Consider the following 23387-nt stretch of genomic DNA (forward strand, 5'->3'; position numbering starts at 1 on the left):
CTACACCTCTCAAGGCTGCCGGGTGATCCGGCTCAACAACATCAACGTCGCTACGTTTAACGACACGGACAAAGCCTACGTGGATGCTCGCCGATTTCCCGAACTGCGTCGGCACGAAGCCCAAGCTGGGGACATACTGACGGCCGCCTTGGGCGATCCACTCGGTCGGTCCTGCCTCGTGCCTGAGGATCTCGGCTCCGCGATCGTGAAGGCTGATTGTTTCCGCTCAAGGCTTCACCCCCGCGTCGACGCCGGCCTCATCATGTTCTGGCTCAACAGCCCGACGCTCGCGCGATATTTCTCGGAGCACGGCAAGGGCGTGGGACGGATCCGGATCAATCTCGCTGTCCTACGCACCGCGCCCCTACCCCTCCCGCCCGAAGATATTCAGGCGGCGCTGGTTGAAAGAATCCGGACGGTTATGGCCCGGTCAGAGAAAGCCAAGTCGGAGGCGCAACTCGCGCTTAGGGCGGCGAGGGCGCTCAAGGTGAGCGGCCTGAAGGCCGGCGTGACCGGCCAGCTGACGGCGCGATGGCGAGAGACAGCCACCGAGGTCGAGAGCGTCGACGCCCTTCTCGAGCGGATCCCAGCACCGACCCAAGCACCGGGTGGGCGCAAGCCGACGGACACGCGGATGGCAGGTCAGGCGGCGATCGCAGTCAACGATCCAGCCTCTACCCCAAAGTTGGCGGTGGACGCCGCTCCTGCGATTGGCTCGCCAGGAAACCGGGCACACGCCAAGCCGTCGACATCCGGAATACTGGGATGGGGACGTCCCTTGGCTCGGCATTCGCGACGCCCGAAAACATCACGGTGCCGTCATCGACAGAACCGCCCAGACCATTACCGCCGCCGGTCTGGAGGGCTCATCCGCACGCATGCTCCCGGCCCGGACGGTTTGTTTGTCGCGCACAGCGTCCGTCGGCTACGTCACCCTGCTCGGCCGCCCCATGGCGACCAGCCAGGACTTCGTGACCTGGACCTGCTCCCCGGCGCTGATGCCGGAGTATCTGCTGTATGCGCTGATGGCCGAGGGAAAGGGCATCCGTCGCTTCGGCAGAGGTTCGACCCATACAACGATCTATTTCCCCGAGCTACGCGCCCTTCATATCGCTTTACCGCCGCTCGAAGAGCAGCAGGCCATTACAGGTCGCATCAAGCGGTTGCTCTATCGCGCCGATATGCTGGCGTCCGAGGCCTCGCGCGCCATAGGCGTGGCGGACGACCTCGTCGTGCGTACGATCACTCAAGCCATGTCGGGTGCCCTTGGCGCCGCGAGTTCAGTTTCCGGCGCCTCGGCCCGGTCGCTTCTCGACGACATCGCCGCAGAACGACGCACGCTCGAAGTGGAGCGCAAGCGACGTAAACCCAACAGGTCGCCGAGGTCCGCCTCTCCTACAACCCCGCCAAACCAGGATCGTTTCATGACACCAGATCAGATCACCGCGGCGGTGCGCGAGGCCGGCGGCTCGATGCGCGCCGACACCCTATGGAAGTTGAGCGGTCTTCCCATCGACGTCTTTTACCGGCGCATCCGGGACGAACTGGCGGCGGGCCGCCTGACCGAGTCGAGTGACAAGGAGAGCCTGCTTGCGCATTGACCATCTTGCAGTTCGAAACTTCAAGAACCTTCGCGACGTCCATCTTGACTTCGACGCGTCCCGTCTGGAAACCGTCATCATCGGGCAGAACGGAACCGGCAAGTCTAACGTGCTGGAAGCCTTAGCGACGATCTTCCGGGACCTCGATGATCCGCGCCGGGAAACGGATTTCGCATACGACATCACGTACCAATGCAAGGGCCGCAAGGTCCGGATCGACCATCGGCATTCGGATGCGGCGACGACTACCGCGACGAGCGATGGCAAGCCGACACTCATGGGCGTGATCCGCGCACGAGACAGCGATTTCCTGCCGAACCACGTTTTTGGCTACTACTCAGGCGAGTCAGACCGGCTGCGCGCCATCTTCGACCCGCCGCAGCGCCGGTTCTACGACGCGGCCATCGAAGTCGGTGCCGATGAGAAGCTGGACCCGAGAACGTCTTCGCTACGGCGGCTCTTTTACGTCCGGGAACGCTATGGCGCCTTGGCCCTCCTAACTTATTTTGCCTTCGCTGACAACGAGGCGCAGGCATTCCTCAAGCGACATTTGGGCGTCGGTCAGTTCGATTCCGCTCTGCTCACGCTCCGCCGGACCGAGTGGGGCAAGCGCAAGCCGGTCGGCGAGGCGCTGGCCAAGTCGGACAGCCGGTTCTGGTACGCTCGCGGCATTGTTCGCAAGCTGCTGGATGGTCTCTGGACCCATTCGCTCACGCCCATCCGGCACAAGGAAAGCGTCTCGGAGGACTATCGCCGAACAGGTGCGTCCGAGGAGCAGATCTACATCTATCTCAGGGACGAGCAGGCGCTCAGGTCACTCGCCGCGCCGTTTCGAGACGAACAGACCTTCTTCGCTTATCTGGAAACCCTCGACCTGTCAGACCTCGTGCGAACGATCCGGATCTGGGTCACGCGGGAAGGCGCTTCGGAGGCTATCCCGTTTCACGAAATCAGCGACGGCGAGAAGCAGTTGCTCAGTGTCTTGGGGATGATGCGTTTCGCCGCCCATGACGAGTCGCTGTTCCTGCTCGACGAGCCGGACACCCATCTGAACCCGGCGTGGAAGTGGAACTATCTGAGTTTCATCAAAGAAGTCGCGGGCCGCAACGAGAACTGCCACGTCATAATGACGAGCCACGACCCTCTGACGATCGCCGGCCTAGAGAAGTCCCAGGTGCAGGTGCTCTTTAGGGGCCGAGACACCGAGGTGAAGGCGGCGCAGCCCGCTGTCGATCCGAAAGGGCTCGGTGTGTCCGGCGTGCTCCGCCAGATCTTCGGCATGGCGACGACGCTGGATGCTGAAACGCAAAAGCTGGTCGACGACCGCAATGCACTGCTCGTCCTGCCGAAACGCACGGAGCTCGAAGACGCCGACCTGTTCGCGCTGAACAACAAGCTGGACTCCCTCGGGCTGGCCTACCAGAGCAGCAACCCCGCTTTCGAAGACTTCCTGCGCTCCTTGCATCGGGCTGACCGAGAAGAGCGCGGTCCTTACACGCCTGAAGAGGTCGAAGCGCAGAACCGCTTCATGCAGGAGATCGTTGAGGGTCTTCGGTGAAATACATCAACTATCCAGTGGGCGCGATCGAGGCCGCCTGGCGGGCCAGGGCCGAGACCGCCGCCAGCACCGCGGCTCAGAAGTCCGAGGAAGCGGCCAAAGCCTACATCGCCAGCAGAAGCGAGATCTGGAGCGACCTGAAGCCCGCCCTGGAAGCCCTGTCTTCGGGAAAATGTTGGTACTCGGAAGCTAAGGACCGGGTGTCCTTCTGGCACGTTGACCATTACCGTCCCAAGAGCCTCTATCCTTGGCTCGCCTTCGACTGGAGAAACATGCGCTTGTGCGGCGGCGTGCCCAATATCGCCAAGTCCAACGATTTTCCGCTGAACGACGAAACCACCCGAGCCACCAGCGCCAGCGCCTCGACCGCTCTGGAGGTTCCCCTACTGCTGGATCCCACGCAGTGGGGCGATCCGGACCTCCTGACCTTCAACGGGGCTGGCGAGCCGACTTGCGCCGATCCCCGAGACCAGGTGGCGGCGCTGAGGGTCAAGCTGTCGGTCAAACTCCTCAACCTTGATACGGAGAAACTCTGCGAAGGCCGCCGCGCCACATGGCGCAGTTGCGAACGCCGGTTGAAGGATCTGCGCGGCATCGTCGAAGCCCAGCGTCATCAGAACAACACCGACGCGGGCGACCGGCTGAAGGACCTCTGCAGAGATCTGGACGACCTCTACGATGAGGAGTCCGAGTTCACGGCTACGGCCTGGGCCTGCGCTAAGGAACTCAATGCGGAAATGATCGTGCGTCTTGCGAAGGAAGTAGCGCGGTCCTTGGACTGACGGTTTGTGGCGACTCGCGCTGCAGCTATCACCGACACCGAACAATCTCCTCGCCGCTTCGACGCCGTCTAGCGCAGTCGCGCGCACCTTGCCTTTAAAAATCTTAATGACGCCACTCGCTTTTAAGACCGTGCGGACAAGAGTCCGGGCGAGATCAATTATTCAAGCGAATGTCTGCTGTTGGGCTCCTCGCTCCCAGCAGCGAACGCTGGAACGTAGGCGCATTGCTGACCTTCAAAGCGTTGGTGCAGGCCTCTGCGCCTAGCAATAAACGACATGAACCGGGAATCTCTTCCTGGGAGGAGCGGGGAACTCGATGCGTGACTCTTGGGGAGATGCTCGGGATGGACCTCGAGAAGCGTGATTTTGATCTGCGGCTTACACCTGTTGCAGTCGAAATTGAGCTTCAAGGGATCCACGCCGCCGCCATTAGACCATCATCAGGTCCGCGGACCGGCAGTAGCGGACGTTGCCGCAGCTGCACTCGGCTTTCACAAGCATGTTGTGCCGGGTCGCCTTCCCAGAGTGTCGATCGGATCGTGCGCCATAGTGAACAAAAATGAGGAAGATATTCCTGTCCAGTCAAGAGGGATTGACTACCGTGTTCCTATTTTTGTTCACGCTGGCAAATTGGAGACAACCCATGAAACCGACGATTGCGACTGAATCCGAACAGCCCGAAATCTACGCCACGATAAGGCGCGAGCTGCCGGCCATACATCGCGCTGTCAGCAAGATGGGAAAGCAGATGCGCGGCCTCTCACCTCTCAGCCAAAAGGCGGCCATCGCTGAATTAACCGCCATATGGTGCCTGGCGAACTATCCCGCATGACCTTGATCGTGCATTGTCTTTGGCAGAGGCCATACATGACAGGGCCACTCCGCGACGACGACGCGTCGACAATCATGCATGTGAACATGCCGGCTGCGGCAAGGATGGAGGCTTCGGATTTGCAAAGCCGCGCATGGCATCGCACTGGTTCTGCATGGAAGACCGGAAATCAATGACGGTTTCCTCTATCTGTGAGGCCGAGGAAGCGCTCCTGGGGCAGTGGCCAGATAAAGAAGCGGCGGCCTATAGGAATGCGTGCCGATTAATTGCGGAGGCCAAGGATGGAAGCTGCAGTCCGGCCGTAGCATTTGCGGCGTTCAAGGCCGCCGCTATCGACCAGCGCTTGCTGCAGCCGGCCAAGACGGAGTCCGGCGCTCGGCATGTCGGACAAGTGCCATAAACCATCGTGATGATGAACCGCCGTCTCCTAGGCGCGTCGCTCGCTGATTTCGTCAAGTTGCTTGCTTCGGGGGAGCTTCCAATCCTAGACGAGAAGACTGATCGCCAGCGAAAGCGACGGCATCTGCTTCATATTCGAATGCTCGGGAATACGTTTCACCGTTCCTCCCTATGATGCGAACAACCCACTCGCCCAACGAATGGCGGATCTCTAGGAAGAGGGAAGACGAAGACGGCGGCCGGTACGTGACGCTGTCCAATGCCCTCGGGAGGCTTGTCCCGCCAAAATCGGCTCCATCATCGGAGGAATGAACTTCACGCATGCACTGACTCCCGAGACCGCGAGTCAATTAGCGCGTGCTTAATTAGTTCCGGAGCGTTTTAACGAATCGTTGACCGCGCTGTCCCAGAATAGGACGGCGCGGTCAAACCCCAACCTTGGCTGCGCAGGCGGCTTCGGCATTGAGTTCCACCCCGAACTGTCGGAGCCGCCACCCACCCCACACTTATACCAGCAATGGTTGAATCAACCGTTACTGCACGTGCTTTCCATGGCGCTTCCCTGAGGTTTATCGACTTCTGGGTACGGAAATAGCAGATGGCGCCCGTCGCCCCGTCCTCGACGCGCTCGACCAGGCCCAACGCTTCCATGTCCTTGAGCCGCCTCGACAAGAGGGCGGACGAGACGTTGCCCACCCCCTTGCGAATGTCATTGAAGCGGGTCGAGCCGTTCCAGAGTTCGATCAGGATTTGGATCGTCCAGCGGGGCTCCAGGAACTCGCAGGCGTGCGAGATCGGGCAGACCAGTCCGTAAGGCCGTCGCGTCATGGCTGACCGCTCCTTTGCCGCAGGTTAGGCCTTGCGGAGCTCTAAGGCCAGTTCACAATCTGAAGCGGAGTGCTTCCGAAGGTGCGCTGGCCCCTTCCCGTCCTCTGCCATGATGGTGGTCGTCATTCGTGCATCCCCCAACGGAGGCTACCATGACCTGGCGTAACATTACGCAAACGACACTAGGCGAGACCGCACTGCGCGTGCCGCGCACTTTTTTTGATCCTCCGCTCGAACGGCTGCTGGCCCTTGTCTGTGAGTGGCGGACCCGCCGGAACATAAAGCGTGGGCTTGGTCACCTGTCCAACTTCCTTCTGCGCGACGTTGGCTTAACCAAAGCAGACGTCGAGGCGGCCTGCGCCGACAGTTTCGATACATCCGCCTCTCTCGCGCTTAAGAGTGCAGCGCAGAACCAGACGGGAAATTGGTGAGAAGGGAAAGCCCCGCGGGCTGAGCCCGCTTGAGGGCGGCAATTGGTCAGCCGAATTAGGGGCCATTCTTTAACAACGATTTTGAGGCGCAACCGCGGCGTCCGGCGTGGTCGCCGGCGATGTCTCCATTCGGGCCGCTGCAAAATTGAACTCTCTGGTCGAGTTAAGGCGCATTGCTGACCGGTAGATTTTTTGAGCCGGTAGCTGACCGGCAGCTTCGGTCTGCGAATCTTCAAGGCCGGACATTCAGGGTTGGCGTGGGCGCGTCGTGACTTGACCTGAAGGGGAGCTTAGCGCACTCGACAAAGGGTTCCAGCTTTCAAGTGGTCGGCCTAGTCAGGATCCGATCATCGCCAGAATGGCTTTGCAAGTTCAGACTCCACTTCGTCCTCCGTCAATCCAATATCGTCGATCATGTGCGGCGCTACCCCCGATAGTCGCGCTAGGTCACGGCGGTAGAAATGCCGTTGCCGCCATCTTGAGACATAGCGAGCTATTCTGATTGCTCGAACCTCATGGGACAAGTCCTGAAACGTCGATGCAAGAAGATTGTTGCTCACCGTCAGGCCTCCGTGCCAACCTCGCGCTTGCAGATGACAGCGTAGGCAGACAGCGTACCGGCTACAAACCAGTCTTTCTCTGGGATAGGCTCAGAATTCCTGAGGTAGTGACAGTCGATGCGTCTCCCTTCACTCAATGCGCTTCGGGCCTTTGAAGCAGCCGCGCGCTACGAAAGCTTTGCGCGCGCGGCTGAGGAGCTATGCGTGACCGAAGGAGCGATCAGCAGGCACGTCAAGCTGTTGGAAACAGCATTGCAAGTGGAATTGTTTCGACGATTGCCGCGCCGGTTGGTTTTGACCGATGCGGGGCGCAATTTTCAACCGATCCTGGCGGCCGCGTTCGAAAGCATTGCCGCGGGAGCTCAAGACGTGCAACGCCAGCCTCGGCATCTGAAGGTTATCTGCCCGCCCACCTTCTCCATTCGGTGGCTGCTACCGCGGCTTGACCGTTTCAAGCAGCAATGGCCTGCAATCGGTATTCGGGTAACGACCGCTCCTTTTGACTGGGAAATTTTCTTCGGAGGTGAGTTCGATCTCGCCTTTGACTGCGGTTATCCAAATCGGCCGAAAGATATCGAGGCGGTGTTGGTGTTGCAATCGTTCGGCACCCCAGTTTGCTCTCCAAAGCTACTGGAGAGGGGCGTGCCAATAACGTTTCCTGCCGACCTGGTTCACCATAACCTGCTGCATGAGACGCCTGATCGGCACGATTGGAAAGTTTGGGCTGGGCGATTTGCGCCGAACCTTCTTGACGTGAACTCGGGTGAGGTTTTTCCCAGTGCCGATATGGCCTATCGTGCCGCGGCCATGGGCCAGGGCGTCGCGATCGGAGACCTCTCTGTGCTTCACGACGAGATTGCCAAGGGAGAACTGGTGCTGCCGTTCAAAGATATGCAGATCTCTGACGACACGGAGGCCTATCATTTGTGTTGCAGAAAAGATTGCTGGACTGACCCTCGTATCGCCGCGTTCCATAAGTGGGTTTCGGACGAGGCCACGTGGTCCTGAAGGCCGGACGGTCAGGCGCGCCCCAAACCGCCCAGCCGCTGCCGCCTCGTTGCGGTCGTTAGCCCTTCCCTCCGGCAACGAAAGCTCCTGTCCCGAAGCTACCGCTCGAAAGGAACATCAAGGCCGCATCGGGGCCTGCGATCCTGACTACATTCAGGATGGCCAAAGCGGCTTCACCCGCTCAATCCGATATCTCTTCTCGAACTCACGGAGCACCATTTCGAGCGTTGCCTCAAAAGCACTCTGATCGAACATCATCGATTTCTTTGCCTCGTGAAGGTAGCGCCAGTCGGTGAAGGCATCTTGGTGTTGATACAGGATGTGACGAATGCTGTACTCGATGTAGAAACCATTGGGATGATACGGGACCACTGACCTTTTGAACTCCGCGTCGAGTTTCTCTTGGCTTTCGGGCTTTAGGCGATCAAACAGCCTTATCAGGTTGTGCGATTTGACGACTCTTGGATTTTCATGGTCGAAGACGAACCACGCTTTGAGTGCCAGCTCCATAGAAAGCGCCAAAAGCATCGGTTCAACACCGACGTGTTCGCGTTCGCTCAGGTCTGCATGCTTTCCGAATTCTCGGCTTGGAAAGCTCTGAGTTTTTCGGAAGATCGCCTTTGCGGCTTCCCCGATCCTAATGGCCGTCGATAAGCGCGCACTCATTAGGGGTCCATTAGATTGATCTAAATTAACGCCGGAGCTGAGCTGAGATATTGCAAGAACGCAATCGCTTAGGCCAGGAGGCACGGAACACAACTTACTGACGACAAGTTAGAGTTGAGTTCACCGCCGGCGACCCGTTTTCGGAAGGTGGGCGAACGACCGGAATGAGGCGGCGGGTTCAACCGGTCGTCGCAACCCGCTTTATCTGAGAGGATGAAGAGGTGTTGCATGGTGACGTCACGGATCTGGTTTACGTCAGCGCAGAAGGTCGAGCTTTGGGAGCGATGGAACCGAGGTCAGAGCACTTGACCGCCGGAACAAGACCGGCGTTCAGCGGATCGTATGCTTACGCAGCGGCATTGCTCCGTCAGCTAGGCGTAGAGGGGCCTTGGCGCTCGGGCTGGCGGAACGCGAAGAGATCTCTCGCGGGATCGCGGCGGGTCTTGCGATCCGCGCTATTGCACGAAGTCTCGGGCGATCCCCATCGACAATATGTCGCGTTATCTCGCGCAATGGCGGTGCACAAGCGTATCGTGCAACCCGGGCCGACAAGCATGCTTGGGTGCGAGCGCTGCGCCCGAAGCAGTGTCGCCTGGCAAGCTCTGGGCGGCTACGATGGCAGGTGGCGCAAAAGCTAGCGCTGCAATGGTCCCCGGAGCAGATAGCGGGCTGGCTGAGGCGAGAGTACCCAGGCGATCCAAGCATGCGGATATCTCATGAAGCGATCTATCGCAGTCGATTCATCCAGTCGCGAGGGGCGCTCAAGAAGGAACTATCAGCGCACCTGTGTACCAAACGACAGATGCGGCTCGCAAAAGGCGCACAGAGCCGGACGGGGCAAGGACAAATACTCGATATGATCTCCATCCGCGAGCGCCCCGCCGAGGCTGAGGATCGCGCCATCCCAGGCCATTGGGAGGGTGATCTGCTCACCGGCGCGAACGACACGCACATCGCCACCCTTGTCCAGCGACACAGCCGGTTCACGATGCTTGTAAAGGTGGCGAGGAGGGACTCGGCCACCGTCGTGGCGGCCCTTGCCCAGACGATCGGCACATTGCCCGAAGAGTTACGACGCTCGCTAACGTGGGACCAGGGCAAGGAGATGGCTCGGCACATGAGCTTCACCGTTGCAACCGATCTACAGGTCTACTTCTGCGATCCGCGAAGTCCCTGTCAGCGCGGCAGCAATGAAAATACCAACGGTCTGCTCAGGCAGTACTTCCCGAGAGAAACCAACCTCTCCCATGTCTCGCAGGCCCAACTCAACGCCGTCGCCCTGCAGCTCAATCAGCGACCCCGAAAACCCTGGACTTCGAAACGCCGGCCGATAGGCTACAGAAGGTGTTACGATGACCGGTTGAACCCACCGGCGCAAATTGGTCACGGCTCCACTCGTGAAGTGGAGCCGCACCTGATCAAACCTCAGTTGCCTCGGAAAGTTCGAGAGCATCCTCAACATCGACTCCCAGATAGCGGACCGTGTTCTCGATCTTAGTATGACCGAGCAAAATCTGGATGGCTCGCAGATTTCCCGTCGCTTTGTAGATAATCGAGGCCTTGGTGCGACGCAGGGAATGGGTTCCGTATTCCTCTGGTCTAAGCCCGATCGCCTCGACCCACGACGAGGCGTGCATACTGCCTTGTACTCATGTGAGCCCTTGGATTGATCCTGCTCGGAAACGCGTAATCATCGACTGTTCCGCCGCGTCGCTCCAGCCATGCGAGAAGGCTGGAGCGTACGTCGCTCATCAACTCGAACTGAACAGGTCGGCCAGTTTTCTGTTGGATGACCATCGCGCGAGTTCGGACTTCCGGTCCTACCACGAGGTTGCCGATTTTGATCTTGACGAGATCGCAGCCGCGCAACTTGCTGTCGATCGCCAAATCGAAGAGCGCTCTGTCTCGCAGACGCAGCTCTCGATCGAGAAAGAAGCGTATCGCCCGTATCTGTCGAGGTTTCAGAGGTCGTTTCGTCCCGACCTTCTTCCCGGCATTCCATGCCCGGCGGTCGGAGTCGGTGAGGTCGTAGCACGAGTGTCCCATTTCGCTTCTCCTGCAGCCATGATTGGCCACCAGAGAAACGCCGCTAGACTGTTGCGGGGCCGGCAGCTGACTGGCAGCTTTTGGGCTGAAGTCGTGAATAGGCGGACGTTTCGCTGCCGTCCCATTGACAACGTTCGTGTCTGGTCATGGGAGCGGGCGAGCTCCTCCCGTCGTCGGCCATCACTTCAGATCATCAATTTGCGCGTTGCGGTTCCACTCTGTCGTCCGGGATGCCTAGCAGGTGACATTGCGACGAAAGCTGACATACCGAGTCGCAAGCAATCGAGGCCTGCTTTCCCCTGATCTAAGGTAATCTTAACTGGTATGCGTTGAACGATGTGGGTGAAATTGCCGGCCGAGTTGTCTGCCGGTAGGAGTGCAAACTGTGCCCCGCTGGCTGGCGACAAGCTCTCAATGCGTCCCTCCCGGGGACGGCTCGACTGATACTGCAATCCTGCCGCCAATGCACAACGCGGCAATCTGTGTCTCCTTGAAAATTGGCCACGACCTACGCTCCGAGGAACGACGGCGACCAACAGAGTGCCTGCGCGCACATGCTGCCCGACTCTTGCCTGACGTTCGCCGACCCAGCCGTCACGCGGCGAGGTTATGATGCGCATGGAGCATTTGGCGACGATCTTGCAAAGAACGAGGGTTAAAAACACTCGGTCATGTATCGGTTGAACGACGCCATGAATGAATGCCATATGGCATTGGCTTTGTGGGGAGCGAACTATGAAATATCTTGGGGCAACCGCATTGGTTTTCTACGGTGTCGTTGCGGTCAGCGGAGCGCAGGCCGCCTGCTACGACATCTCAAAAGGGCAGCCATCGCAGCTGAGCGGCCAACTCGATCGTCGGATACTTCCCGGGCCGCCGAACTACAAAGACGTGCAGGCAGGAGATCAGCCCGAGCCGACTTACCTGCTGGAACTGGATGCCGACATCTGCCTTGAGGGCGCGGACTTTGCTGATCCCGGATCCAGTTTCCGCGAGGTTCACGTCGTGCCGGTGGGCGGTATGGAAAGCGCCATGGCATCGTTGATCGGACGCCGCGTGACTGTCGGCGTCGTTGATCGATGGGCTGCAAATAACGCAAATCACCGAGCCCCGCTCATGGCCGTTGTCGGGAGCATCGCGCCTGAAGAGGACATCACTGAACAATATGGCACTGCCGCGACTGTCGTGCGGGCGTTTTATCTGGCCCTCGGCACTGGGGACGGCAAGGAGGCGGCGCGGTTTGTAGTTCCAGAAAAGAGCACCAAGGGTCCTCTCTCCGCAGCCGCCCTGAGTGGCTTCTACGGAGGGATGCAGGCGCCGCTTAAGCTTCTCGGCATACAAGCGAAGGCAGAAGACTTGTTCTTCGTCAGCTATGCGTTCAGGAAGGGTGCGACGACATGCACTGGCCGCGCCGAAGTGAGGACAGTGAATGAGGGCGGCAAGGACTACATCGAAGGCATAAAGGCACTCGATGGCTGCTGATAGGATCGAGCCGTTGAAGTGTCCATTCGGTGGGGCTTACCTTCGCATATTAGCGTCGAAGGGTCTTGGGACATCCCGATCACGATTTTTTCGGTTATCCCAACGGCATCGGTTCGGATTTCGCCGCGCTGCCGGTCCCGCAGTGAAGCCGAGGCATTCACTCGTGACTAAGCCATATATCGATGCGGTAGCGGTCAGAACCTTGCATGGGCAATAGACCGTCCGCGCGCGTTCCCACTCCTGCAGCACGAAGGATCGGACGCATCTCCTCCAGCACCGCTCCAATTCTCCATTCCTCGGCGCTCGGCGAGGCATAGCCAACGGCCTTGGGCACCAGCGCACATTGCGGTGTGGTGTTCCTGTCAAACTGTTCAATTCTGCCCGGAATGACGCGCAACGATTCAAAAACATATCCGTTGATCGAACTGCGAATTGAGGCCGCATCGACCGGGGCTCCGCTGCAGACATTGATATAGACCCAGCCTATCGGCCTCGGGTCGCCAGGAATCGATCGATAACTCACCTTGCGGCCACTGATGTCTGGCGGCTCCGAGCGCACAACTGCGGGTTTCGGCTGGACGGCGGAAGGCGCCTCGGGTGGATTTGAGGGAGGACGATAGCCGGCGACCAGGTTCCGCGTGGCTGCCGTCGAAAGCCGATTTTGGCTGGCGGAGCCTACGCTCGCCAAAAGCCGACAAACGCCGCCCTCGGTCGAGTGGTCAAACCCAACGCAGCCCGAACGCGAGGTGCAAAGGGAACGACACGCCTCCAAGGGTGCGATGACCTGCGCGCTGACGAACCCGTTCAGTGAGGTCCCGGGATAGTCGAAGAACACTGCCGTGGTTTGCGCGCCGATCGGTTGAATGCCGACTAGAAGGACGAGAGTTGCCAGAGACGACCCGGCGACTCCGAGCACGAACTCTTGGAATCCGCAGCGAAAAAGATGCGCAAACATGTTTCCCCCGGCCGCTGTTATTCTGTTTCAAGTGGACTTGATCGCCAAGTCAGCGAAGTTCGCCGGCTTGATGTCATGACTGGCGACGTGAAGGGTCGAACTAGACGGCCAGCCAGGATTCTCATGACAGGTCGCGATCTTTCCTGTTGCCTCATTTTTCTTTGCCGTAGGCAATGCCCCTTTAGGGCTCGGCAATACCAGCCCGGCGCCACCGTAATTCTCCAGAATTTGCATTTCCAGCTATAAATGGGGGATGAGCACCGCGAAATTGGGTTCAAGATAGAAACGGTCGCCAAGACGTGAAATAGGCTGCGAGCCCGCTACAGGTTAAGCATCTGAGTCGAATCTACTTGAGGGCTCGTTGACACTGCGTTTTTTACGTCGAAATATGAGGCCGGGGACGCCGCATGGTCAACGATTTATTGCGGCAAGGGGAAGGTGCCTAATGGCTCGGGGGGGCAATGTCCACTTCGTTCGTTCAACGTCCGCGCGTGCCGTGGACGTGTTGGCTGTCGCAGGGAAACCGCTGTGGCGCGACTGCGAAACGGCATTCGCCCGCATAGATGAACTGTGCGGGGACAACACCTCGCGGCTGTTCGCGGAACCGAACGCCAAGGAGCAGGAGGGCGGCCGCCTGGTCGTGGCGTGGTTCAGCAGCTTCGACGAGGAGCCGAAGCAACTGGGCGAACTCGATCGGGGAAAACGGTCGCGGATCGAGTCGAACTTGGCCGCGCGGATCGAGGCGCTTCGACCAGCCCTGGCGGACCGGGAAATCGGCGGGACCGTTGGGGCGATGCTCAATGTCGCGGACGAAGCCTCTATCGTCGCCGTCGGCGAGAACGCCGTCCTCACGAATTGGGGAGTGCTGCCGGAGGAAGCCCGCTCCTCCCGCGCCGCATTCGTGCGGCACAGCGAGCAGACAATTGGCCCCTACCTTCCAAGCGGGATGTCCCCCCGGGTGCCTGGTCAGGCGTGGGCTGCCCTGGGAGGTTTCGCCACTGCCGGACTGTCTCCCCCGCGGCGCGTGATTGCACCCGAGGCCACCGCAGCATCCACGCAAGAGGCTCAATCAACGGCGCCAGCTCGACACAAACAGTCTTGGCTTTGGCCCATAGCTGCCCTTTCGTTGGTGTTCGCCGCCTGCCTGATCTACGCGGCCTCGCCGGGCAACCTCGTTTATCCGGAAGCGCTCCCGCCGCCACCGACAGCTCCACTCGTGAACAACGAGGAGGTCAACCGGAGCCTTGAAGAGCGAATCGGCAAAATGAAAAGGGAGCTCGCAAAGGCTGCATGCGAGGCAGATTCATCTGTTCTCGGTCCGCCGCTCCATGAGTCCGGCGGTGGAACAGAAAACGGCGCGTCAGGAGCCGCCCGCGGGCAGGCGCCTGCCCCCGGCTCACCGCATTCGCTTCTCGCCGCCCTGGACTCGGCGACGGTCCTCGTGCTCGCACCCTCGGCGGACTCCCTCAGCACTGGAAGCGGGTTCTTTGTGAGCCAGAGGGAAATCCTCACCAACAACCACGTTGTCGAGGGCGCCGGGGGGACGGTATTCGTCGCCAGCAAGGCACTCGGGCGTGCGGTTCCCGCCCGTGTCGTTGCAAGATCCGCAAGCAGCGAGACTGGAAATCCGGACTTTGCCCTCCTTCGGGTGGATGATGCCCCCAGCACTGTGAGGCCCCTGCACCTTTCTACGGAAATCGCCAGGCTGGACAGCGTCATCGCGGGGGGCTTTCCGTCATTCGTGATGTCGATGGACAGCACTTATCGAGCGATCCTCAATGGCGACACCACGGGGCTTGCCAATCTTGAGATGGTCGTCACGCAGGGCAACGTCATGGCCATGCCTCAGGGCGGGGCGGCAAAGGTCATTACCCATTCCGCGAACATTTCCCCCGGCAACAGCGGAGGTCCCCTTTCGGACGCCTGCGGCCGGGCCGTCGGAGTCAACACCTTCATAGTCCTCGACGGGGGGAACGTTCAGAAGCTGAACTTCTCCCTCGGCGCGAGCGACGCCATCCGGTTCCTGTCAGCCAACGGCGTGACGGTGGCCGGCGCCGATCAGCCGTGTAATCCGGCCACGGGAATAGCCGCGGCCGCAGGGCCAACGGAAGGCCCTGTCAAATGAGCCAGTTCGTCGCGACCACGACCCTCAGCCTGATGCGTTCCCTCGGGTCGACCGCGGAGCGCTCGGTCCATAGGCTTCAAGCCGTGCTCGGACGGGAATTCCCCGGGGGCATAGGGCTCGAGCTGGCCGAACCGGTGCCGCGAAAGGACGGCTCTGGGATCGACTGGTATACCGAGCGCGACGAGCCTCTTGTCCGGCTGACGGACCTCCCGCCCGAAACGGCGTCCGTCTACAAGGCGCGGCTCGACCAATCCGTCCGCGCAGTTCTTCGTGCGGCCGCCGCGCATGAGGCTCGCACCGACCCGGCAGCCCGCTCGACGGCTACTGCGCTGCGCAACGCGGTGACATTCCCCGACGACGAGAACGTATGGGTTTCCGGCGGCTCCGACGGGAGCGACGGAGTGCTCGTGCTTACGGCATGGGGTTACGAAAAACATGACGCGGAAACCAGCGGCAAGGGACAGATTGCTGAAGCCGCCCGGGACCGCCCGCCGACGGCTTCTGTTGCGGACACAGCAACGGAGCGGCCCGTGCGATCTGCTGGACCTGCCTGGTGGCAGTCGGTCGCCCGCAGGCTTCTTTGGCTTGTTCCCGTAGCACTCGCGGGGGCGACCGCGTGGCTGCTGCTCCCGGCTTGCGGCTTGGTCCTTCCGTTCGGAGTCACCGCATTTGGAAAGGGCGGAGGCGCTTACTGCGCCCTTGCGGCGCCGCAGCCGACTGTCGACCATAGTAGCTTGCGCACGCGGGAACTCATGTCGGAAGAAGCTGTCATCGAGGAGCAGCTGCGGCGGCACCTGAACTCGTGCCAGCCCCCCGCTCCGGCGCCAAGGGCCGAGCAGACTGACCCAGCGCAGGAAGCAGACAATCGCGTCGAAAGCGCAGGCGGTGCGGAAGGCCAGACGCAGGTGACGCTCATCTGGAACAACCGGACCGACCTGGACCTCTTCGTGAAGTGCCCGGACGGCGGAATGGTGCTTCTGGACGGACAGCCGAAATGCGGGGGCGTGCACGACATCGACATGAATCTCAATGGAGAGAGCACCAAGCCGGTCGAACACATAACGTGGGCGAGCAAGCCACCGCCCGGACACTACGAGGTCTACCTGAGAATGTTCAACAAGCGCGGAGATCCTGCCCGGCGGACGGATTTCAACGTCATCCTCAAGAAGGGTGACGCCACTCAAAGCTACCCGGGCAGCGTGACTGAAGAGTCTCACGACGCGACGCAGATGAAAGTCACGGAGTTCAATGTTCCATGACTGCAGCAAGCCGCCACCAGCCTGACAGGACGAATCGATGCTGACCAACCTCGCCGATTTCAGCGACGGCTTCACGCTGGTGCCGGACAGCGGCATCCAGTTCGTCGAGTTCGGGTTTGACTTCGACGCTTCGCCGCGTCTTACGAGGTCGTTCATCGAGCGTGTGTCGCCGGGCGAAACGGGGTCGGATGGAAAGACGCTGATCCGCCTGCTTCCGAACTGGAACGATGACGACCCCGACTCTGACCAGCCGCCGTATCCCCCGAGTGGCGACGACGTGGTATACGACATCGCGAAGTCGAGGGCGCTCGAGACCTTCCTCGACCGCTGGGTTCCGGTGCCGTTCTTCAAGATCGAACCCGGAAAGGACTCGCTGGGCAACGAAATTTACGCACAGGGCCCGACCGACTGGGTCCGGGTAAGGGTTACGGAAACCAGGACCGCCCATGGCGACCGGAAGGGAACGCACAGGGCAATCTTCGCATTCGACAGCTCGCTTGCGCCCCGCAAGACGAACCGTCCCTATCTCGCGCCCTGTCCGGAAGACGCGATGCGGACAGAATCGTTCCGGTTCGTCAGCCAGCTTCCAGACGTCATCTCGTTCCTGTCCCATAAGGTCGACGTTCCCGGACAAGGGCCCGTGGACGCCCAGAAATGGCTGGACGATTGGCTGAGGGACATCCTCCACTCCTTCAAGAAGCTTCAGAGGAAGGGCAAGGAGCTGAGGCCCGATGACTTTCCTTTCCAGTTCGAGCACCTCGCCCGCTACATAACCTTCGTCCAGTTTCTCGCCAGCGTGATCAAGCCCGTTCGCGTCACCCTCATCGACACGGTCAGCGACAACAGGAACGTCCATCCAGTCGACGTCGACCTGGTGCTCGACATCGGGAACTCGCGGTCGTGCGGACTTCTGATCCAGTCGTTCCCGGACGACGTGAACGTCGACCTCAACAACTCCGTCGTGCTGGAATTGCGCGACCTTTCCAAGCCCGAACTCGTCTATCGCGATCCGTTCGAAAGCCAGTGCGAACTGGTGGCCGGGGAATTCGGAGCGGAAGACATCGCCAGGCGGTCAGGCCGACCGCGGGCATTCTTTTGGCCAAGCCTGCTCCGCATCGGCCCCGAGGCCTCCCGCCTGCGCGGGGAGTCGGAAGGCACCGAGGCGGCCACGGGGCTTTCTTCGCCGAAGCGGTACCTGTGGAGTTCCGATCCGGTTCTCCAGGAGTGGAAGTTCCGCTCGGCCTCGGCGGGCCATGCGGGAACCGAGCCGCTGATCGAGCGCTCCATGTACCGCTTCATAAACGACCGCGGCGACGTCCTCGAACAGCTCGAGAGCGACAGGCGCCAGTTCAGGTTGAAAGTCAAAGAGAGCGAACTGCAGACGGCGAGCCGCTTCTGCTTCTCGAGGTCGTCCTTCTTCACGTTCATGCTTGTCGAAATCATTGCGCAGGCGATGTCGATGATGAACAACCCCGGCACCCGCCGGGAGAGAAGACTCAAAGATTCTCCGCGACGCCTGCGCAGGATCATCCTGACGATCCCGTCAGCGACCCCGATCCAGGAGCAGCGCATCCTGCGGTCGCGCGCAGAAGCCGCGGTCAAGCTTCTCTGGTCCCTGTCGGGATGGGGCGACAGCGACAGCGGCATAAACAGCCAGCGTCCGGAAATCCACTGCTCCTGGGACGAGGCGAGTTCAGTTCATCTGGTCTATCTCTACGGCGAGGCCGTGCACAAGCTGGGCGGGTCGATCAGGACGCTGTTCGACATGCTCGGCAAGGACAGGGAGAGGCCGAAGGCGCTCCCGGCGTCCAAGGCCAAGGAGAAGCTCGAACGGTCCCTGCGCGTCGCCAGCGTCGACGTGGGCGGCGGCACCACCGACCTCATGGTTACGACCTATTTTCAAACCGACAATGTCGCCCTTTTCCCCGACCAGAACTTTCGGGAGGGATTCCGTATCGCGGGGGACGACCTCCTCAAGGTGGTTATCGAGCGGCTTGTCATACCCAGGCTCGAGGAAGGCCTGGCTCAAGCGGGCCTCCCGAACGCGCGGAACTATCTCAAGGACCGCTTCGCAGGCGACAACCCGAACATGTCCGAGCAGGAAAAGCACCTGCGACGCCAGTTCGTTCTGCAGGTTCTGCAGCCAATCGCCATCGCGGTTCTGTCCGAATGCGAAGCGATGCCTGCGACGAGCCGCAAGACGGAAATCCGGAAGGCAGGCAGTTTCTTCGAGACCGGGGGACGAACGACGGCCGGAGGCGACATTCCGGTTGACGCGCGCATCCTCGGATATCTCAAGGACAGCATAGTGGCTCTGGGAGCCGGAGAGTTCACGGTCTCCGACTGCGACATAGCAGTCGACCCGCTGGCGGTCGAAGAGTGCGTCCTGTCGATCTTCGACGGCGTGTTCGACAACATCGCGGAAGCGATCAACCATCTGGACGCTGACGTGGTGCTGCTGACCGGGCGGCCGATGCGCCTGCCACAGATGATAAGCCTGTTCATGAACAAGATGTCGGTCCGGCCTGACCGCGTCATTCCGATCAAGGACTATCGCGTCGGCACGTGGTATCCCTTCCGGGGCGTCAGCAACACGCACATCGACGATCCAAAGACGACCGCGGTCGTGGGCGCAATGCTGTGCGCGCTCGCGGAACGGCAGATCACCAACTTCACCCTCTATTCCCAGTACCTCAGGATGAAGTCGACGGCCCGGTACATCGGTCGGCTTCAGGGCAGCTCCGTGCTGCCGGACGAAACCCTGCTTTTCTCGGACATCGACCTCGATGCCGCAACGGCGGAAGCCGAGGCGGAATTCGACTACCACAGCCCGCTTCGCATTGGCTTCAGGCAGCTTCCACTGGAGCGCTGGGTGGCGACTCCGCTCTACAAGCTGACCACCGCGCAGACGCGATCGGCGCGGAGCGTGCGAAAGCCGGTCCGCGTCACGATCGCGCGCAATGTGCAGGTGCCGGAAGACGACGAGGCGAACGAGATCGCGCTTCTTACGAGCGAGGCGACCCGCGAGGAGTTCGTGGTTCAGGACGCGGAGGACGCCGACGGCTCTCCGGTCAAGCGCATCATGGAGCTGAAGCTGGACACGCTCGCGGTCGAGGCGGGCGACGGCTACTGGCTCGATACCGGAATTATCTCCATCCAGTGAAAGCTGAAGGCATGCGTAAAGAGTTGAAGAAGACCTGCGACACGGCGCTGAAATCGGCGCAGGAGGGCCTTGTCTGGATCGGAGCCTCAGCAAACGCGGAGCGGGTCGGCAGCACGCGCTCGGGCGCCGAGCAGCAGCTCAAGAAGTCGATCGTTGCCACCCGGAAGGCGATGCTGGCCATAGACCGCCCCATGTGCGTCGGGGTGTTCGGCCCCAGCCAGGCTGGCAAGTCTTATCTTGTGTCCGTCCTGGCCCGCAATGGAAGCGCGCCCTTGATGGCTCGCTTCGGCGATCTCGGGCGGGAGGTCGATTTCATCCGGGAGATCAACCCCGGTGGCGATCGGGAGTCGACCGGGCTTGTCACCCGCTTTTCGGTTCGAGAAGAGCCAAGTCCGCCCGGCGCGCCCGTTGTGCTGAGGATGCTGAGCGAAACGGACGTGGCCAAGGTCCTGGGCAACAGCTTCTTCCTTGACGGAGACGCGAAGAAACGCGCGCCGCTGACTTCCGACACCGTCCTGTCCACCCTGGAAAGGGCGAAGAGCCGGGCTATGCCGCAGGCAGCGACGGATGGCCTGGCCGAGGAGGACGTGTGGGACCTCCAGGAGTATTTCGAGAAGCAGTTCGCCGGGTTGCCGAACATCGAGACGCTAGGGGCCTACTGGGAGGAAGCGGCCTTCCTTGGCTCCCGGCTTTCCATTGCCGACCGCGGCGACCTTTTTTCCGTGCTATGGGGCGGTCTGCAGAAATTTACCGATCTCTTCGTCGAACTCGTCACCGCCCTTGAGAGCCTTGGGTTCGCCAAGGATGCCTACTGCCCTGTCGAGGCGCTGGTTCCCCGGGAAAGCAGCATCATAGACGTCGAGACGCTGCGGGGGCTCGGAAAATCCGGCCAGGACGAGCTGCTGATCCGGCCAATGAAAGGATCGACGGTTTCGTTGCCGAGACCCGTTATCGCCGCATTGGTGGCTGAACTCCGGATTGCGATATCGGAACAGCCATGGCCGTTCTTCGAGCACACAGACCTCCTGGACTTCCCGGGCGCTCGCAGCAGGCAGAAGGTGGACCTTCAGGCCTTCATCGAGGGCAACCCCGACGCGCTCAAGGAACTCTTCGTCCGGGGCAAGGTTGCCTACCTCTTCGACCGCTACGTTGCAGAGCAGGAGCTTTCGAGCATGCTGCTGTGCATCAAGCCCTCGAACCAGGACGTCGCGACCCTTCCCGACATGATCGACGACTGGATCAGAACCTCGCACGGGGAAAGCCCGCTCGATCGGGCCCGGACCGAGACTGCGCTGTTCCTGGTGCTGACGATGTTCGACATGCACTTCAGCGAAAAGGCGGGCGAGGAAGGACAGAGCCTGGCGGATCGTTTCAGCGCGCGCCTGGGCGCCTCGCTAACGCGCTTTTTCGGCAAGGCCCACAAGTGGCCGTTCGAATGGATGCCGGACAGGCCTTTCAACAACTCTTACTGGCTGCGCAACCCGAACTTCAAGGCAGAGTCCCTGATCAAGTACAAAGGCGGCGTGGAGACCGAGATATTGCCCGACAAGGTCGCGAAGGTCGCCGCGCTGCGCGAGGCGTATCTTCAGGTCAGTGAAGTTCAGCAGCACTTCCGCGAGCCGGCCAAGGCCTTCGACGAGGCCCTCAGGCTGAACGATGGCGGCGTAAGCTATCTGGCGGAGAACCTCGCGGCCATCTGTCGTCCCGACATCAAGTATTCACAGATACGAGGCCGCGTCGGGGACATAGCCCACGATATCCGCCGTGTGCTCGCTCCGTATTTCATCGAAAGCGACATCAACAAGCGGATAGCCGAGCGTCGGGAAGTCTCGGACCAGATTCTCGCAAACTTCACCGACGTTTGGGAGCGGGACCAGTTCGGGACCGCCATGAAGATGCTGCAGATATCGCAGAACGGAATCTCCGAACACCTTCACATCGAGTACGGCAACCGCCTCAAGCGGCAGAACGCGCCGGAGGAAGGTTCCGAAGGACGGACAGACGCCGCGGCGAAGAAGCGACCGGCGCCTCCGCGGCCCGGCGCCCCTCCATTGCCCGGCAGCAAGAAGAAGGTGGCCGCGGCCGTGGTTTCCTCCGGGGAGTCGGTTTCGCAGAAAGCGCTGCCGCGCGAAGCCTATCTCGCCCGGTCAGCCATCAGGCATTGGACGGACGGCCTTTTCGCACTCGCGAGAAACGACAATGCGTTGCAGGCCATTGGCCTCGGGCAAGAGTCCGCAAGCGAGTTGGTCGCCGAGCTTACATCTGCCGCGCGGCGATCGGGGCTCGAAGAGCGCATAGCCAGGGACCTTGCCAAGCTCTCGGGAAGTTCAGTCGAAAGGTCCGACATCCTGCTCGAGAAGGCTGGCTTTCTTGCCACGAGCCACATCAACCGTTTCGTCAGCACGCTTGGCTTCGACGCGATGCCCGAGAACAAGCGGCCTCTGGCTCCTGACGGCACTGAGAACGGTGAAGTTAGGGTTTTTGCCCGCCGTCCGAGCGTTTCAGACTGCGACGGGCTTGGGGTGGAGCGGCGGAACTTCTCCTACCTCGCGCTCTCGGAGTGGATGTACGCCTTCCACCAAGTGGTTACTGACAACGTCCTCTCGGGCGAAGGGATCATTATAAACGTCGAGGAGAACGAGCGCCTGAGGGCCATACTGGACGCGCTCGATGAGTCCGCGCCGCTGCTTGGTGCGCCCGTTGGGACTGCTCGATGAACAAGGTTGCGGTCAAAGTCAGCGAGGACGAGACGCGCCTGTTCGGGCATGCCCTGATCACGTTCCCGCAGGAACTAGGCAGCTCTCCGGGGTTGCGACTGTCGATCATGCGCAAGTCCAAGGACGCTCCCTATCTTGGCGCCGCCGGATGGCAGGCGCGTCCCGCAACCGTAGAGGCAGCGGTCGTCAGCCGCGGCGCGAATTCGGCCACGCTGGTCGTCGGACCCGAGGTCTGCGACCAGATCCCGGTCGACCTGCAGGTGAAGATCGAAGTCGAAGGCCATGACATTGAGGGGAGCGCCTTCTGGCCGCCGATCCCACCTAGCCCGGGAGCTTGGTCCCAGGAACTGACCCCTTTCAAGATGTCCATTCCTCAGGCTATAGAACGGGAGCTTGAAGAGGCCCTCGAACAGGTTGTTGAGCTGCCACGGGTGGTGGAGCCGAAACCCCAGCCTTTGGCCCAGCCGCCAAAGAAGAGGCGGTTCTTGTACCTACTGATCCCGTTGGCGCTGCTTCTGGCAGGGGGAGGATACTACATTGCCGACAGCAGGGGTTGGTTCAACAACCCCGAGCCTTTGCTCGCGCGTTTCGAGAGGCTGAAGCTGACGGACACTAACGGCGTTGAGCTGTTCGCCCTAAGCGGCGAGGCATACCGGGAAGGCGCCGGCGAAATCGGCTTGCAGGCGATCAATCTTGCGATGGAGCGGGGCAACAAGGACGCGAAACTCGAGATTGCGCGCTGGTACGATCCAAGCTCCTTCGAGCCCAGCAGAGCAGATCGACCGGATGCGAACAGGGCGGCGAGGGCCTATTTCGAACTGTCGGTAGAAGGCGAGACAGCGGCCAGGGAAATGCTCCGCTCCCTCTGCGCGAAGAGCGCGAGTTCTCCTCAAGACCTTGGGTTCAATGGGTTCCTGAAGGACACTTATTGCGAGGGGACGCTGGAATAATGATTGAAAATCACAAGGTCCGGCA

Annotated in this window: 16 protein-coding genes and 3 pseudogenes; 14 read left to right on the plus strand and 5 right to left on the minus strand. The window is 60.8% G+C overall.

What is annotated here, in order from left to right; translation table 11 throughout:
- Positions 1–710 precede the first annotated feature (710 nt).
- From NKI64_RS10895 to NKI64_RS10915, 5 genes are all read left to right on the plus strand, one after another.
- Entirely contained in the window at positions 711–1601 is an 891-nt protein-coding gene (locus NKI64_RS10895; protein ID WP_352667884.1) for a restriction endonuclease subunit S, read from the plus strand.
- On the plus strand, positions 1591–3159 hold the full coding sequence (locus NKI64_RS10900) for an AAA family ATPase (RefSeq protein ID WP_352667886.1): 1569 nt from the start codon (positions 1591–1593) through the stop codon (positions 3157–3159). Before NKI64_RS10895 ends, NKI64_RS10900 begins: the two co-directional genes overlap by 11 nt.
- The gene (locus tag NKI64_RS10905) at positions 3156–3941 is read left to right on the plus strand and encodes an HNH endonuclease family protein (RefSeq protein WP_352667889.1); all 786 of its coding nucleotides are present in this window, start codon (positions 3156–3158) and stop codon (positions 3939–3941) included. The genes NKI64_RS10900 and NKI64_RS10905 overlap by 4 nt, the downstream gene beginning before the upstream one ends.
- Positions 3942–4584: 643 nt before the next feature.
- Positions 4585–4773 carry a hypothetical protein gene (locus NKI64_RS10910; RefSeq protein WP_023692422.1) on the plus strand — a complete coding sequence of 63 codons (189 nt, stop codon included), beginning with the start codon at positions 4585–4587 and terminating at the stop codon, positions 4771–4773.
- Positions 4774–4945: 172 nt separating this feature from the next.
- Positions 4946–5173, plus strand: a complete 228-nt coding sequence (locus tag NKI64_RS10915) for a DUF982 domain-containing protein (RefSeq protein WP_502901371.1) — start codon at positions 4946–4948, stop codon at positions 5171–5173.
- 380 nt (positions 5174–5553) lie between these two features.
- Here NKI64_RS10915 and NKI64_RS10920 read toward each other — a convergent pair whose 3' ends face one another.
- Positions 5554–6000: a winged helix-turn-helix transcriptional regulator gene (locus NKI64_RS10920; protein WP_352667892.1), complete on the minus strand. Its 447-nt coding sequence runs from the start codon at positions 5998–6000 to the stop codon at positions 5554–5556.
- A 152-nt stretch (positions 6001–6152) separates the two neighbouring features.
- On the opposite strand from NKI64_RS10920, the gene NKI64_RS10925 reads away from it, so the two are divergent.
- Together NKI64_RS10925 and NKI64_RS10930 are read left to right on the plus strand one after the other, a co-directional pair.
- Complete coding sequence (locus NKI64_RS10925; protein ID WP_023697496.1) at positions 6153–6431, plus strand: DUF1127 domain-containing protein; 279 nt, start codon at positions 6153–6155, stop codon at positions 6429–6431.
- A 677-nt stretch (positions 6432–7108) separates the two neighbouring features.
- Complete coding sequence (locus NKI64_RS10930) at positions 7109–7999, plus strand: LysR substrate-binding domain-containing protein (RefSeq protein WP_352667894.1); 891 nt, start codon at positions 7109–7111, stop codon at positions 7997–7999.
- A gap of 153 nt (positions 8000–8152) precedes the next feature.
- Here NKI64_RS10930 and NKI64_RS10935 read toward each other — a convergent pair whose 3' ends face one another.
- Positions 8153–8665 carry a hypothetical protein gene (locus tag NKI64_RS10935; RefSeq protein WP_023731489.1) on the minus strand — a complete coding sequence of 171 codons (513 nt, stop codon included), beginning with the start codon at positions 8663–8665 and terminating at the stop codon, positions 8153–8155.
- A 228-nt stretch (positions 8666–8893) separates the two neighbouring features.
- Between NKI64_RS10935 and NKI64_RS10940 the strand changes: the two are divergent.
- Positions 8894–10021, plus strand: a pseudogene (locus NKI64_RS10940) (IS30 family transposase).
- 62 nt (positions 10022–10083) lie between these two features.
- Here the strand turns inward: NKI64_RS10940 and NKI64_RS10945 are convergent.
- Positions 10084–10711, minus strand: a pseudogene (locus NKI64_RS10945) (tyrosine-type recombinase/integrase).
- 185 nt (positions 10712–10896) lie between these two features.
- Positions 10897–11127, minus strand: a pseudogene (locus NKI64_RS32130) (hypothetical protein); the annotation flags it as partial.
- A 319-nt stretch (positions 11128–11446) separates the two neighbouring features.
- Here NKI64_RS32130 and NKI64_RS10950 point away from each other — a divergent pair.
- Positions 11447–12193 (plus strand): hypothetical protein, encoded by a 747-nt coding sequence (locus NKI64_RS10950; protein WP_352667897.1) that lies wholly within the window; start codon positions 11447–11449, stop codon positions 12191–12193.
- Between the two features lie 157 nt (positions 12194–12350).
- On the opposite strand, the gene NKI64_RS10955 is transcribed toward NKI64_RS10950, so the two are convergent.
- Positions 12351–13148, minus strand: coding sequence for a PAN domain-containing protein (locus NKI64_RS10955; protein ID WP_023692429.1), 798 nt, complete (start codon positions 13146–13148; stop codon positions 12351–12353).
- Between the two features lie 496 nt (positions 13149–13644).
- Between NKI64_RS10955 and NKI64_RS10960 the strand changes: the two genes are divergently transcribed.
- From NKI64_RS10960 to NKI64_RS10980, 5 genes are read left to right on the plus strand one after another with little or no spacing between them, the layout of a single operon-like run.
- Positions 13645–15273: a S1C family serine protease gene (locus tag NKI64_RS10960; RefSeq protein WP_245261318.1), complete on the plus strand. Its 1629-nt coding sequence runs from the start codon at positions 13645–13647 to the stop codon at positions 15271–15273.
- Positions 15270–16532 (plus strand): hypothetical protein, encoded by a 1263-nt coding sequence (locus tag NKI64_RS10965; RefSeq protein ID WP_352667900.1) that lies wholly within the window; start codon positions 15270–15272, stop codon positions 16530–16532. The genes NKI64_RS10960 and NKI64_RS10965 overlap by 4 nt, the downstream gene beginning before the upstream one ends.
- 37 nt (positions 16533–16569) lie before the next feature.
- The gene (locus NKI64_RS10970; RefSeq protein ID WP_352667902.1) at positions 16570–19695 is read left to right on the plus strand and encodes a virulence factor SrfB; all 3126 of its coding nucleotides are present in this window, start codon (positions 16570–16572) and stop codon (positions 19693–19695) included.
- An 11-nt stretch (positions 19696–19706) separates the two neighbouring features.
- Positions 19707–22412: a virulence factor SrfC family protein gene (locus NKI64_RS10975; protein ID WP_352667905.1), complete on the plus strand. Its 2706-nt coding sequence runs from the start codon at positions 19707–19709 to the stop codon at positions 22410–22412.
- Positions 22409–23362, plus strand: a complete 954-nt coding sequence (locus NKI64_RS10980) for a hypothetical protein (protein WP_352667907.1) — start codon at positions 22409–22411, stop codon at positions 23360–23362. Before NKI64_RS10975 ends, NKI64_RS10980 begins: the two co-directional genes overlap by 4 nt.
- Positions 23363–23387: the final 25 nt, after the last annotated feature.

The sequence above is a fragment of the Mesorhizobium sp. M0478 genome, from assembly GCF_040321305.1.
GTDB lineage: Bacteria > Pseudomonadota > Alphaproteobacteria > Rhizobiales > Rhizobiaceae > Mesorhizobium.